The organism is Nocardia africana NBRC 100379, assembly GCF_001612635.1.
Classification (GTDB): Bacteria; Actinomycetota; Actinomycetes; order Mycobacteriales; family Mycobacteriaceae; genus Nocardia; species Nocardia africana.
Genome location: NZ_BDAV01000005.1, coordinates 169,361 through 182,570 on the forward strand (window position 1 = coordinate 169,361; position 13,210 = coordinate 182,570).

12 protein-coding genes are annotated in these 13,210 nt (G+C 69.2%); 5 read left to right on the plus strand and 7 right to left on the minus strand.

Features of this window, described 5'->3' with window-relative positions; translation table 11 throughout:
- Positions 1-262 precede the first annotated feature (262 nt).
- Positions 263-1,684 carry a short-chain fatty acyl-CoA regulator family protein gene (locus NA3_RS05970; RefSeq protein WP_174561053.1) on the plus strand — a complete coding sequence of 474 codons (1,422 nt, stop codon included), beginning with the start codon at positions 263-265 and terminating at the stop codon, positions 1,682-1,684.
- Here the strand turns inward: NA3_RS05970 and recG are convergent, their stop codons facing one another.
- Both recG and NA3_RS05980 read right to left on the minus strand, forming a co-directional pair.
- A complete protein-coding gene (gene recG, locus NA3_RS05975) occupies positions 1,685-3,973 on the minus strand; it encodes an ATP-dependent DNA helicase RecG (RefSeq protein ID WP_062962531.1) in 2,289 nt (762 codons plus the stop codon).
- A complete protein-coding gene (locus NA3_RS05980; protein ID WP_062962532.1) occupies positions 3,974-5,881 on the minus strand; it encodes a DAK2 domain-containing protein in 1,908 nt (635 codons plus the stop codon).
- Positions 5,882-6,165: 284 nt separating this feature from the next.
- Here NA3_RS05980 and rpmB point away from each other — a divergent pair, with 284 nt between their 5' ends.
- Together rpmB and NA3_RS05990 are read left to right on the plus strand one after the other, a co-directional pair.
- The gene (gene rpmB / locus NA3_RS05985; RefSeq protein WP_011210730.1) at positions 6,166-6,357 is read left to right on the plus strand and encodes a 50S ribosomal protein L28; all 192 of its coding nucleotides are present in this window, start codon (positions 6,166-6,168) and stop codon (positions 6,355-6,357) included.
- Between the two features lie 82 nt (positions 6,358-6,439).
- The gene (locus NA3_RS05990) at positions 6,440-6,994 is read left to right on the plus strand and encodes a GNAT family N-acetyltransferase (protein WP_167354961.1); all 555 of its coding nucleotides are present in this window, start codon (positions 6,440-6,442) and stop codon (positions 6,992-6,994) included.
- Here NA3_RS05990 and NA3_RS05995 read toward each other — a convergent pair.
- The 3 genes from NA3_RS05995 to NA3_RS06005 all read right to left on the minus strand — a co-directional run bounded on the left by NA3_RS05995 (position 6,978) and on the right by NA3_RS06005 (position 9,033).
- A complete protein-coding gene (locus tag NA3_RS05995) occupies positions 6,978-7,256 on the minus strand; it encodes a hypothetical protein (protein ID WP_062962534.1) in 279 nt (92 codons plus the stop codon). The genes NA3_RS05990 and NA3_RS05995 overlap by 17 nt on opposite strands.
- Before the next feature lie 38 nt (positions 7,257-7,294).
- Entirely contained in the window at positions 7,295-7,972 is a 678-nt protein-coding gene (locus NA3_RS06000; protein WP_062962535.1) for a uracil-DNA glycosylase, read from the minus strand.
- 74 nt (positions 7,973-8,046) lie between these two features.
- A complete protein-coding gene (locus NA3_RS06005) occupies positions 8,047-9,033 on the minus strand; it encodes a thiamine-phosphate kinase (RefSeq protein WP_258562257.1) in 987 nt (328 codons plus the stop codon).
- A gap of 202 nt (positions 9,034-9,235) precedes the next feature.
- Between NA3_RS06005 and NA3_RS06010 the strand changes: the two genes are divergently transcribed.
- Positions 9,236-10,087: a DUF3515 domain-containing protein gene (locus NA3_RS06010; RefSeq protein ID WP_062962536.1), complete on the plus strand. Its 852-nt coding sequence runs from the start codon at positions 9,236-9,238 to the stop codon at positions 10,085-10,087.
- A 38-nt stretch (positions 10,088-10,125) separates the two neighbouring features.
- Here NA3_RS06010 and NA3_RS06015 read toward each other — a convergent pair whose 3' ends face one another.
- Together NA3_RS06015 and NA3_RS06020 are read right to left on the minus strand one after the other, a co-directional pair.
- A complete protein-coding gene (locus NA3_RS06015; RefSeq protein WP_062962537.1) occupies positions 10,126-11,244 on the minus strand; it encodes a D-alanine--D-alanine ligase family protein in 1,119 nt (372 codons plus the stop codon).
- Positions 11,245-11,278: 34 nt separating this feature from the next.
- The gene (locus NA3_RS06020; protein WP_062962538.1) at positions 11,279-12,274 is read right to left on the minus strand and encodes an NAD(P)H-dependent glycerol-3-phosphate dehydrogenase; all 996 of its coding nucleotides are present in this window, start codon (positions 12,272-12,274) and stop codon (positions 11,279-11,281) included.
- Between the two features lie 111 nt (positions 12,275-12,385).
- On the opposite strand from NA3_RS06020, the gene cofC reads away from it, so the two are divergent.
- On the plus strand, positions 12,386-13,183 hold the full coding sequence (cofC, locus tag NA3_RS06025) for a 2-phospho-L-lactate guanylyltransferase (RefSeq protein WP_062962539.1): 798 nt from the start codon (positions 12,386-12,388) through the stop codon (positions 13,181-13,183).
- The last annotated feature ends 27 nt before the right edge of the window (positions 13,184-13,210 follow it).

Below are 13,210 nucleotides of genomic sequence, written 5' to 3' on the forward strand. Positions count from 1 at the left end.
CGCCGGACACGAGTCGCCGACCGGACCGCCTGCCGGAAATCTCGCTCCGGAGCCCAGCAGCCTCACCGGCAACCTTTTCCACCCGGTAGTTCACCGCCTGCGAGCAGCACTTCCGCTTTCACGCACCGGTCGAATCCGGCCGCATACTTCGCACGCTACGCATCCTCGAAGTTGATCAAAACTCCTTGCAACAGCAGATTTTTGTACGCGCCGAGTAGCGAAATTGCAATGATTGCGAAGGTGTAAAGGTAGCATCTGCGGCGTGCGCAAGATGTATGCGGGTGCCCGGTTACGGCGGTTGCGCGAAGAACGACGGATGACCCAGGCCGCCCTGGCCAAGTCGTTGGAGCTTTCGCCCAGCTATCTCAATCAGCTCGAACGTGACCAGCGGCCTCTGACGATTCCCGTTCTGCTGAAACTCAATTCGACCTTCGATCTCGATGTGCAGTTCTTCGCCGCCGACTCCGACGCGCGGCTGGTCTCGGACCTGCACGAGGTGCTGGTGGAGGCGGCCGGCGGCACCGCCCCACCGGCGGCGGAGGTGGAAGATCTCGCCACCCGGCTACCGGAGGTCGCCAAGACCATCGTCGCCATGCATCGCCGTCTGCGCGCCACCACCGATCAGCTCGATCTGTTGTCGTCGAAGGTCGCCACCCCCGCCGGGGCGCCCGGTGTGCCGATGCCCTACGAGGATGTGCGCGATTTCTTCTACGACCACCACAACCACATTCCGCAGCTGGATCTGGCCGCCGAACGGCTGTTCGACGAATGCGGCCTGACGATCGGATCGATCGATCGCCAGCTGGCCCGCGTCGCCGAGGAGCGGGCCGGCGTCACGGTTCTGGTCCGCGGCGACGGCGCCGACCCGGCCATCCCGAAACGGCGCTACGACCCCGAGACTCGCACCCTGATCCTCGCGCGCCGGTTGCGCCCCGGGCAGCGAGCATTCCAGATCGCCACGACACTCGCGTTCCTGCTGCACGGCGACCTGCTCGACGAGGTCCTCGACGCCACCCCGTCGCTGGTCGGTGAATCGCGGGCCCTGGCCCGGGTCGGGCTGGCCAACTATTTCGCCGGCGCGGTGGTGCTGCCGTACGGCAAGTTCCTGCGCTCGGCCGAGGAACTGTCCTACGACATCGATCTGCTCTCCCTGCGATTCGAGGTCGGCTTCGAGACGGTCTGCCACCGGCTCAGCACCCTGCAGCGGCAGGGCCAGCGCGGCGTGCCGTTCTTCTTCGTCCGCACCGACCGCGCGGGCAATATCTCGAAACGTCAGTCCGCCACCGCCTTTCACTTCTCCCGGGTGGGCGGCAGCTGCCCGCTGTGGGTGGTGCACGAGGCGTTCTCACATCCCGGCCGGATCCTCACGCAGGTCGCGGCCATGCCCGACGGCCGGCGCTATCTGTGGATCGCGCGCACGACCTATCCCAGTCCGCACGGATTCGGCACCGCCACCAAGGAATTCGCGGTCGGGCTGGGTTGCGATATCGAATACGCCGACCGGCTGGTGTATTCGCAAGGCCTGCAACTCGACGAACCGGCCGCCGCGGTGCCGATCGGCGCCGGATGCAAGGTGTGCGAGCGGCCGGCTTGTCCGCAGCGCGCGTTCCCGCAGATCGGCCGCCCGCTGGCGGTCACCGAGAACTCCAGCGTCGATCTGCCGTACCCGCCCGCGGTCCGGTGATCAGGACTTCGCCAGATATTCCAGCCGCTCGGAGTCGACGGCGGCATGCATCATATTCGCCAAGCCGGGATGGTCGGTCAGCCCCGGATCGGCGTCCACGACCTCCCGCGCCAGCACCTGGGCGGTGGTGATGACGTCGAGATCGTCGAGCAACGAGAGCAGTTTCAAACTGCGCGCGGTACCCGACTGCGCGGAACCCAGCACATCGCCCTCGCGGCGCTGCCGCAGATCCAGCACCGACAGTTCGAAACCGTCCAGCGTGCCGGCCACCGCCTCCAGCCGCGCCATGGCCGTACCCATCGGCGAGGTTTCGGTGATGAGCAGGCACAGACCCGGATGCTTGCCACGGCCCACCCGGCCACGCAGCTGATGCAGCTGGCTGACGCCGAACCGATCGGCATCCACGATGACCATGACGGTCGCGTTGGGCACGTCGACGCCGACCTCGACGACCGTGGTGCAGATCAGCACGTCGATATCGCCGTCGTTGAACGAGCGCATGACGCGGTCTTTGTCGTCGGTCGGCAGCCGGCCGTGCAACAAGCCCAGACGCAGGTCGGCCAGCGGTCCGGCGCGCAGCGTCTCGAAGACGTCGATCGCGGCGTGGGTGGTCGGTTCCTCACCCGTGTCGTCGGCTTGTTTGCGGCTCTTGCCTTTCGACTTGGCGCCCTTCTTCGATGCGCCGTCGTCCTCCTCGTCGCCGATGCGCGAGCAGACCACATACGCCTGCCGGCCGGCGGCGACCTCCTCGCGGATCCGCTCCCATGCGCGCTCGACCCACGCCGGTTTCATCCGGGCGGGCACCACCCGGGTGGTGATCGGTGAGCGCCCGCGCGGCAGTTCGGTCAGGGTGGAGGTCTCCAGATCGCCGAGGGTGGTCATCGCGATGGTGCGCGGAATCGGCGTCGCGGTCATCACCAGCAGATGCGGGGTGATGCCGTCTTTCGCCTTGGCGCGCAAGGCATCTCGCTGCTCCACACCGAAGCGGTGCTGTTCGTCGACGATCACCATGCCCAGATCGAAGAATTCGACCGCGTCCTGGATCAGCGCATGCGTGCCGATCACGATGCCGGCCGTGCCGGTCACCACGTCCAGCAGTGCCGCCTTCTTCGCACTCGCCGACATCGACCCGGTCAGCAGCACCACCTTGGTGGCGCGGTCGGCGGCGCCCAGTTCGCCCGCCGCACCGAGATCGCCGAGCATGGACCGCAGCGACCGATAGTGCTGGGCGGCAAGGACTTCCGTCGGAGCCAGCAGTGCGCACTGCAGTCCGGCGTCGACCACCTGCAGCATCGCGTGCAGGGCGACGATGGTCTTACCGGAACCGACCTCACCCTGCAGCAACCGGTGCATCGGATGCGGGCGTGACAGGTCGCCGGAGATCTCGGCGATCACCTTGTTCTGGCCGGCCGTCAGCTCGAACGGCAGGCGCTGCTCGAATTCGGCGGCGATGCCGTCTGTGCGCGGTGGGCACGGGCGTGCGGTGCGCCCGGCCGCGTCGTGGCGGCGCTGGGCCAGGACCAGCTGCAGCGCCAGCGCCTCGTCGAAACGCAGCCGCTGCCGGGCCTGGTCGATATCGGATTTCCGTTCGGGCAGGTGGATCAGCCGCAGCGCATCCGAGACCGGGAGCAGTTCGTGGTCCTCGCGAAGATCCTGCGGCAGCGGATCGTCGATCGGATCGAGCTGGTCGAGCACCTGCCGCACACACGCCAGAATGTCCCAGCTCTGCACCTTGGCGGTCGCCGGATACACCGGAATGTACTCCCGTTCGAAGAACGAGATATCCACTCCCCCAGAACCTTTCGCGCTCTCCGCCAGACCGCGCAGGGCGCCGCCGCCGCGCACGGAGGTGAGACTGTCCACCGATTCGGCCGTCTCGGGCAGGATCAGATACGACGGATGCGACAGATTCCAGCGATCCGGCCGCCACCAGTGCACGGTGCCCGACATCATCGCCCGGACGCCCTGTTTGACGAGGTAACTCACCTTGTCACCGTTGAAGAAGGTGATCTCCACCGGTTTCGCGGAGCCGGTGTCGAGTTCCACCTTCAGCAGTTTGCCGCGGCGCTGGCGCATCGGCCGCAGTTCGGTCTTGCCGACCCGGCCCACCACCGTGATGTGGGCGCCCTCCTCGGGGGCCTCCTCGGTGAGCGGCTGCCCCTGGGTGGCGTAGCGCAGCGGATAGTGGCGCAGCAGATCCTCGACGATATGCATGTCGAAGGCGTCGGCCAGCGGTTCGGCCGCCTTCACGCCCAGCACGTGGTCGAGCCTGTCGCTCAGTGTCGCCATCTACTCCACCCCGATCTGGACCAGGTCCACGGCCTGTCCGCCGTCGTAGGTGACGACCTCGACGCCGGGAAATTCCGTGGTGATGTGTGCGGTGAGCTCGTCGGCCAATCCGGCGGGCGCCTGCGCGCCCAGCAGCAGCGTCACCAGTTCCCCGCCCAGGCCGAGCATGCGATCGAGCAGGGTGCGAGCGGCCCGGCGCAGGTCCGGATCGATGACGACAACATCGTGGCCCACCAGGCCGAGACCGTCGCCCTGTTCACACGTGCCGACGATGGTCAGCGCGCGTTCGGTGGCGACGCGGACCGCCCCCCACCGGGTACTGGCCGCCGACTGCGACATCGTCAGCGCGTCGTCGACGGCCAGGCTGCCGCTGTCGTGCAGGGCGAGGGCGGCCAGCCCCTGCACCATGGAGCCGCTGGGCAGCATCATCACCTCGCGCCACCCGTCGCGGGCGGCCATACCGATCGCCACCAGCTCCGGCGCGGGCAGCGCCCCGTTCGGTAGCACCAGCACCTCCCGCTGCGGCATCGCGCGAATGGCGGCGAGGAGCCGATCGGCGGTCACCGCACCGGTGAGCACGACGGCACCGGAATCCTCGAACAACCGCACCGCCCCGGCACCGGTGGCGATCGCGAGAATGCCTCGATCGGACTGCCCGTGCGCGGCAACGGACGTTCCGAACAATCCCTCGATCCGGATATTGCCCAGGGTGCCCGCGGCGAGGCCCGCCTCCACCGCGGCACCGGCGTCGGCACAATGCACATGCGCGGACCAGCTGCCCTCGCCGTCGCCCACCACGACCACCGAATCTCCCAGCGCGGCAAGATCACGACGCAACCGGTCGATGCGCGCCGGATCGGTCTCGCCGATCCGGTACATGACCTCGTACTGCGGTACGCGCGCCCGTTGTCGCCGGGCGGACTCCTGCCCGGCGCGCCGGACTGCCTCCGTGCCGGACTCGCTCCGGGACGAGATCATCGGCGGCGCATCGCCTTCCGTTCGCGACCGCAGACTCGCGATGTGCGCGCGATCGAAGCCCTCCGATGCATCACGACTCACGACGGAACCGTCGCCCGTGAGCACATCCGGCCGGTCCCCCTCGGGCTGCGCCGACGGATTCATCTGCGCCGCAATCTGATTCGAACGCACGGTCGGCGAATCGTCACCGGGAGCATCGCGTCGCACCGGCGCGGCGGCCCGCCGCACGGGGCCGCAATCGGTCACCCGGTAGACCGGACGCGCGGGTGCGCTCCCGGTGCACACCTCCACCAGGGCGTCCAGCAGGACCAGCAGCCCGCGTGCCCCGGCATCGACCACACCGGCCGCACGCAGCACGACCAGTTGCGACGGTGTCTCACCCAGCGCCTTCACCGCGCCGTCGGCGGCGGCGACGGCCACCGCGGCGACCGTCTCCTCCGCACAGTCCTCGGCGCGGTCCGCGGCCGCTTCCAGCACGGTGAGCATGGTGCCCTCGACCGGTTCGCTCAGCGATTCCCGGACCAGGACCGCCGCCCGGCGCAACGCGGCACGCAGCGTAGCCGCGGTGAGGACGCCGCGATCGGCCGATTCGGCCAGCCCCCGCAGCACCTGCGACAGGATGATTCCCGAATTCCCGCATGCCGCGGCGGTCGCGGCTCGGGCCATGGCGCCGAGCGGATCGGCGGCGCCGGACAGATCAGCATCACCCGGCACCTCCGTCGCGGCGAGCGCGGCCCGCATGGTGATGAGTAGATTGGTTCCGGTGTCGGAATCGGCCACCGGGAAGACGTTCAGCGCGTTGATCTCCTCGCGATGGGCGAGCAACTGTTCCACACACAGCGCACCCCACTGCCGCAGTGCGGCCGCATCGAGCCTCTCCCGGACCCCGCGCACGTCACCGTCCTTCCCGCCACCGCGATCACCGTCCAACCCGCCAGCCAGGGTAGTCGTCCACACCGACAGCCTCGACACGCGAAGCCCGGTAAGGACGCGGATTCGGCGGCGGCGACGACGCGAGCGCGGATCGGCGCGCGCGGCCGGCCCGGGGGCGATTGGACATCGAAGACGACCGGCCGCTACTCTTGCAGGGTTGCCTCACGCGGCCGCTGCCGGTTGCGTTGACCAGCGGTAGCGCTGGTAGGCATTGAGGATAAAGTTTCCGGACAGGCTGTCTCCCGACAGCGGTCCCCCATGACATGAAGGAGCTCGCGACTATGGCTGCCGTCTGCGACGTCTGCGCCAAGGGCCCCGGCTTCGGTAAGTCGGTTTCGCACTCGCACCGGCGCACCAACCGTCGCTGGAACCCGAACATCCAGACCGTTCGTGCGCAGGTTGCCCCCGGCAACACCCGCCGCATGAACGTCTGCACCTCCTGCCTGAAGGCCGGAAAGGTTGTTCGCGGCTGAGCTGCGTAGACATCTTCGACGCCCCGGCGCACCCACAGGGTGACCGGGGCGTTGTCATGTGGTCACCCGGCGGGACGCGCCGGTGAGCCCGCATCGCCCGCGGATCACGGCGGCGACCCCCGAATACGCCCGTGACCTGGCGATCTGTCATATCGAATCGTGGCGTGAGGCCTACCGCGGCCTGGTGCCCGACCACGTGCTCGCCGCCTTCGACGTCGACCGCCGTACCGCCCGGTGGGAAGCGCTCATCGACTCGATCGGCGAGAGCGCGGCGGCCGACCGAACGGCCCACACCATCGTGCTGGCCATCGACGACACCCGCGCCCCCGGCGACCGCGTTCTCGGATTCGCGCACGCCGGCCCGCCTCGCGACGAACCGCGCGTCGCCGATCGGGAACTGTATGCGCTCTATGTCCGGGCCGATCGATACGGCACCGGAATCGCACAGGAATTGCTGCGTGCGATTCTCCTCCCCGACACCGACACCGCGTTATGGGTGTTCGAGGAGAATCCACGCGCCCGGAATTTCTATCGAAAGTTCGGATTCGCCGCCGACGAGGCCCGCCGAATCGAACCGTTCTCCCTGGCGAGCGAGATCCGGATGATCGCCCGCCGCCCGATTACTGGGCGCCGTTGAAGCAGTCGAGTCCGCCCTGCGCGCTGATGCTCTGGAAGATGCACAGACCGCGCGCATTGACGTTGGACGACAGCGACGACGAACCCGTCTGCGGATCCCACAGGGCCAGCACCGGTCCCGCGTGCTGAGGGGTGGTGACCTCTTCCTGCGGGGTGGCCGGCTCCAGCGGCAGGCCGGCGGCCTGCGCTATCGCGGGTGCGCCGAGAACCGCCGCACCGGCGGCGACGGCGACTACGGCACCGCGCACGGATGTGATCTGCATGCATCTGCTCCTGTTTCGCTCGAACTGTTACGCCGCGGTCAGGGCAAGCGCCAATCGACCGGGGCGGCCCCCAATGTACCGAGCAATTCGTTGGTGCGGGAGAAAGGCCTCGATCCGAAGAAACCGCGAGAGGCCGACAGCGGTGAGGGATGGGCGGATTCGATGAACGGGACATCGCCGAGCATCGGCTTCAGTGTCGAGGCGTCGCGGCCCCACAGAATCGCCACGAGCGGCTGCTCGCGGGCCACGAGCGCGCGAATTGCCTGCTCGGTCACCGCTTCCCAGCCCTTGCCCCGATGCGATGCGGGTCGGCCGGGCGAGACCGTCAGCACTCGGTTCAGTAGCAGCACACCCTGATCCGACCACGGCGAGAGGTCACCGCACGACGGCGTCGGATGGCCGAGATCGCGCGAATACTCGGAGAAGATGTTGGCCAGGCTGCGCGGCACCGGCGAAACATCCGGCGCCACCGAGAAACTCAATCCCATGGCATGGCCCGGAGTCGGATACGGGTCCTGTCCGACGATCAGCACGCGCACCTTGTCGAAGGGGCGGGTGAAGGCGCGTAAGACGTTCTCCCCCTTGGGGAAGTATCCGCGTCCGGCGGCGTTCTCCGCCCGCAGGAACTCGCCCATCTCGGTGATCCGGTCGGCCACCGGTTCCAATGCCTCGGCCCAGCCCGTATCGATGATCTGCGGCAGTGGTTTCGCGCCCATGTCGGGACAAGATAGTCGCCGCGGCTCGGCGTCGTCACGCCGCCCACCCGCCGTCACATCGTCGGGCCGCACCACTATTCGTCCCCTCCGAACGACTCCCAGCCCAGCGGCCCCGGCCACCGCGCTCCGTCGACGAAAACGCCCGTGCCGGTGCATACCCGGCCGATCGTCCGCCAGCCCGGTGGGATCGCGGTGCCGGCCGCGAAGGTCGCGGCGAAGGCATGGTCCTCACCGCCGGTGAGCACCCAGCCGAGCGGGTCGGCGTGCAGCGCGGCGGCGACCGGAGACAGCGCCGGGTCCGCCACTGCCGCGGAGTCGATATCGACCGCCACACCGGAGGATTCGGCGATATGAGACAGATCGGCGAGCAGTCCGTCGGAGACATCGGTCATCGCGGTGATCGCCGTGGCATCCGGCAGCCCCAGCACGGCCGAGTAGGGTGGTCGCGGAACCCGGTGGGCGGCAATCACATCGGCGAACGGCTCGGCGTCGTCACCGGCCGACAGGGCCGCCAGTCCGGCCGCCGACCAGCCGAGCCGCCCGGCGACCGCGACGATATCGCCGTCGCGCGCCCCCGAGCGCAGCACGGCCCGGCCCCGGGGATCACCGAACGCCGTCACCGAGATCACCAGCTGCGGGCTGCGCACCACATCGCCCCCGGCGATCGAGGCCCCGGCACGCCGCGCCTCCGCCCACATACCGTCGACCAACCCGTCGACGAAGGTCACCGGCGTCTCGGCCGGACAGCCCAGCGCCACCACGAACGCGCTGGGCGCGGCGCCCATCGCGACCACGTCGGCGGCATTCTGCGCGATCGCCTTGGCGCCGATCTCCTCCGGGCGCGACCAGTCCAGCCGGAAATGCCGATCCTGCACGAGCATGTCGGTGCTGACCACGTACCGCCCGGCCGGGGCCGCCACCACCGCCGCATCGTCGCCGGGCCCCAACTCGACGCCGCCACCGGACGAACGCCCGGCGTTCATCCGTTCGATCAATGCGAATTCGCCCAGGTCGCGCACGGTGCGCGGGCCACTCTCGGTGATGTCGCTCTCCTTCTCCACACCCGGTCACGTCACCGGGGACACCACACTCCGACGCTACCCTGTGCCCGGGCAGCGGCACCGGCCCGCTGTGGCCTTCTGTCGGGCGCGGGGGCCGGATGCCGCGAGAGCGCGCCGACGGCCGTTCGATACCCTCGAACACGCATTCCAGACAATCAGCCGGGCGCGACGCCCGCCCGGCACGAGTGGAGACGAATCCCGGATGAGTAGCGAGACGGACCGGCCGACAGCGGACACCCCGCAGCCCGACCGACCGGAGCCCGAGCCCGGCCTCCCCGCCGCGGCCGACCCGGAACCCGCTACCAACCGGCCCGAGAACTCCGCGCCGACCGTGGCCGCAACCCCCGCAAGCTCCGAGACCGACGAGACCGACGGCTCCGACCGCACGGATGTGGCGGCCGAGTCTTCCGAGTCGCAGCCGGCGGACTCCGAGCCCACCGAGCGCGGCGATTCCGGCCGCGACGCCTCGGCTGCCACCGAATCCGCCGCCGAGCAGGAGACCGACGACGCCGGGCCACAGTTACATCCGGCGCTGATCGCGACCGCCGTCGCACTTCCGGTCGCGCTGATCGTCGTCGTCCTGGTCATCGCGGTCATGTCGCGACAGTCCACCGGCCGCGAGCCGCTGGCGCTGGGCTCGGTACCGGCGCCCGCAGCGTCGAGCCAGGATTGCACCACCCTGCTGGCGGCGCTGCCGGAGTCACTCGGCGACGACTACACCAAATCCGAACTGGCCCAACCGGCTCCGCCCGCGACCGCGGCCTGGCAACTGCCGGGCGGCGGTGATCCGATCGTGCTGCGCTGTGGCTTGGACCGGCCGCTGGAATTCACCAAGGCGTCCGCCCTGCAGGTGGTCAACGGCGTGAACTGGTTCGAGGTGCGCGATCAGACCAGCGGCGTGACCTCCGGCACCTGGTATGCGGTCGACCGCGGCACCTATATCGCCGTGACCATGCCGGCCAAGGCGGGACCGTCTCCTCTGCAGGAGATCTCGAACGCGATCGGCAAGGCCCTCCCCGCGAAACCACTCGATCCGGGCCCCGTGCCGAACTGAGCCGGTCAGACGCGCGGCAACGCGTGCCGCGCCGCCGCTCAGCGCAGTCCGGTGCCCCGGGTCAGTGCCGTCTCGATCAGCGTCGTGATCAGGGTGCGGTTGTCGATTCCGGTGGCATCCCACATGCGCGGATACATGGAGATGGAGGTGAATCCGGGCAAGGTGTTGATCTCGTTGATCACCGGTCCGGATGCGGTGACGAAGAAGTCGACCCGCGCCAGCCCCTGGCAGTCCAGCGCCCGGAACGCCCGCACCGAGAGCTCCCGGATCTGTTGCGACACATCGTCGTCCAGCTTGGCCGGAATGTCGAACTCGCACACGTCGTCGAGGTACTTGGTGTCGAAATCGTAGAATTGCGGTGCGCCGGAAGCGGTTTCGCTCGCGGAGCTGTCGCCGTCGGGCATGCGGATCTCGGCGATCACGCTGGCCTCCACCCGGCCGTCCGGGAATTCCAGTACTCCGCACTCGACTTCGCGTCCGACGATGGCGGCTTCCACGATCACCTTCGGATCGTGCAGGCGAGCCGCGGCGATCGCCGAATCGAGATCGATCCACTCCTCGACCTTGGTGATGCCGATCGAGGAGCCCCCGCGCGCGGGTTTGACGAACACCGGCAGGCCGAGCCGGTCCCGATCGGCCTCGCTCACGGTGTCGGTGCCGGGGCGCAGCACCACCTGCGTGCCGACCGGAAGTCCTTCCGCGGCAAGCAGTTTCTTGGTGAACTCCTTGTCCATGCCGGTGGCGCTGGCCAGCACGCCGGGGCCGACGTACGGCACACCCGCCAGCTCCAGCAGTCCCTGCAGGGTGCCGTCCTCACCCCACGGCCCGTGCAGTACCGGAAACACGACGTCGACCACGCCCAGCACCGCTTCGGCGCCGTCGAGCGCGACCAGCGCGCCCGAGCGGCTCGGATCGGCGGCCAGGGTCAGCACGGTGCCGGCCGAGTCGACCGTGGGCAGCGCACGTTCACGGATGGCGAGTGCGCGCGCATCGGCGCCGCTGAGCACCCAGGCGCCCTCGCGGGTGATGCCGATGGGCACCGCCTCGTAGCGTTCGGGATCCAGGTTCGTCAGCACCATGCCGGCGGAAACGCACGACACCGCGTGTTCGTTGCTGCGGCCACCGAACACCACCGCAACCCTGATCCGGTTTGTCATAGTCCGAACCGTACCCCGGCCGGACCGAAATCATTCATTCCGGTTTGATCCGCCGACCGAGTAATTGCCCGACGGCATCGGAAACCGAGAGTTCCTCGTGACAGACCCGATGCACCGCGGTGGTCAGCGGCATCTCCACATCGTGGGTCTCGGCCAGCGCCCGGATCGAGGTGCACGACTTCACACCCTCCGCGACCTGCCCATGTGTCGCATCCTGGGCGGCGCGCATGGAGCCGCCGGCGCCCAGCACATGGCCGAAGGACCGGTTGCGCGACAGCGGCGAGGTGCAGGTTGCCACCAGATCGCCCACCCCGGCCAGACCCGCCAGCGTGACCGGATTCGCACCCAGCGCCACCCCGAGCCGGATGATCTCGGCGAGGCCGCGGGTGATGAGACTGGCGACGGAGTTGTCTCCCAGGCCCATGCCCGCGGCGATCCCGCACGCCAGCGCGATCACGTTCTTGCACGCGCCGCCGATCTCGCAGCCGATCACATCGGTATTGGTGTAGGGCCGGAAGTAGCCGGTGGCGCAGGAATGCTGCACCGCCTCCGCCCGCGCCGCATCCGAGCAGGCGACCACGGAGGCGGCCGGCTGTTCGGCGGCGATCTCGCGGGCCAGGTTCGGACCCGACAGCACCGCGATGCGCCCGGAATCCGCGCCGGTCACCTCCGCGATGACCTCGCTCATCCGCATCAGGGTTCCGGTTTCGATGCCCTTGGCCAGACTCAGCAGCGTCGCATCCGAGCGGATCGCCGCGCGCCAGTGCGCGAGATTGGGACGCAGGGACTGCGACGGGACGGCCAGCACGACGATGTCGGCGTCGTCGAGGGCCACGCGGTAATCGTCGGTCGCCGCGATCCCGTCGAGCCACACATCGGGTAGATAGGCGGGATTGCGATGTTCGGTCGCCACGGCCTTCGCGATCTCGGGCCGCCGCGCCCACATCGTGACCTCGGTACCCGCGTCGTTGAGCACTTTCGCGAATGCGGTACCCCAGGATCCCGCACCCATCACTGCCGCCCTCGTCATCGTTTCAATATGCCACTCGCCGCGACGCCAATACCCGGTACTCGGGGTTCGCGTGTTCGATCGGTCACTGCTCGCAGGCTGCGGCCCCTCGGAACGTGCGACGATGAACACATGCGTCCGGATGCCGTCCACGCCGTGATCGCGGTCAAGCACCTCGACCGAGCCAAGAGCCGACTCGCCGACCGATTGCCGGCCGGCGAACGCTCGCGGCTGGTGCTGGCCATGCTGTCGGATACGGTCGCCGCGGCCCTGGCCGCCGGACTGGGATCGGTCACGGTGGTGACACCCGATCCGCGCGTGGCGAGCGTCGTGCGCGAACTCGGTGCGGCGGTCCATCCGGATCCGTCCACGACGGCCCTCGCCGATACAGCGGCGCTCACCGATTCCGCGCAGCCCCTCGCGGACAGCGACGGCCTGAACACCGCATTGGCATCGGCCGCCACCGCCGTGCGCGAACGCCACGGTGCCGTCGATCTGCTTGCGCTGCAGGCCGATCTGCCGGCCGTGCACGCCGACGAGTTGCGCTCGATGCTCGCCGCCGCGCCCGGCACCGGCCGCAGCGTGATCGTCGACCACACCGGCCGGGGCACCGCCGCCCTGCTCGTCCGCGCCGCGGGCCACACCCACACGGCGGATTCGCTCTCCCACGCCGACGCGGCCGATTCCACGCCCCTGATGCCCCGCTTCGGAGCAGACTCCGCGCGCCGCCACCGGGAATCGGGTGCGGTCGACGTGGGCGGGCACTGGCCCGGGCTGCGACTGGACGTCGACACCGCCGAGGATCTCGACCGCGCGCTGTCGCTCGGGGTCGGCACGGCCACGGCGGCGTTGTTGCGCGACATCGGCTGGCCGGTCGATGTTCACGAGAACCTCACTCGGAGGTGTGCCGCACCGTCACACGTGTGCTAGATGATCGCCAGGCCTCTACGAGGGGCC

What these genes read in the sequence shown, in the direction of transcription:
- recG (WP_062962531.1), bottom strand. Translation starts at nt 3,973, where the DNA reads ATGGCGACACTGAGCGACAGGCTCGACCACGTGCTGGGCGTGAAGGCG.
- rpmB (WP_011210730.1), top strand. Translation starts at nt 6,166, where the DNA reads ATGGCTGCCGTCTGCGACGTCTGCGCCAAGGGCCCCGGCTTCGGTAAG.
- NA3_RS05995 (WP_062962534.1), bottom strand. Translation starts at nt 7,256, where the DNA reads ATGCAGATCACATCCGTGCGCGGTGCCGTAGTCGCCGTCGCCGCCGGT.
- NA3_RS06000 (WP_062962535.1), bottom strand. Translation starts at nt 7,972, where the DNA reads ATGGGCGCGAAACCACTGCCGCAGATCATCGATACGGGCTGGGCCGAG.
- NA3_RS06010 (WP_062962536.1), top strand. Translation starts at nt 9,236, where the DNA reads ATGAGTAGCGAGACGGACCGGCCGACAGCGGACACCCCGCAGCCCGAC.
- NA3_RS06015 (WP_062962537.1), bottom strand. Translation starts at nt 11,244, where the DNA reads ATGACAAACCGGATCAGGGTTGCGGTGGTGTTCGGTGGCCGCAGCAAC.
- NA3_RS06020 (WP_062962538.1), bottom strand. Translation starts at nt 12,274, where the DNA reads ATGACGAGGGCGGCAGTGATGGGTGCGGGATCCTGGGGTACCGCATTC.
- cofC (WP_062962539.1), top strand. Translation starts at nt 12,386, where the DNA reads ATGCGTCCGGATGCCGTCCACGCCGTGATCGCGGTCAAGCACCTCGAC.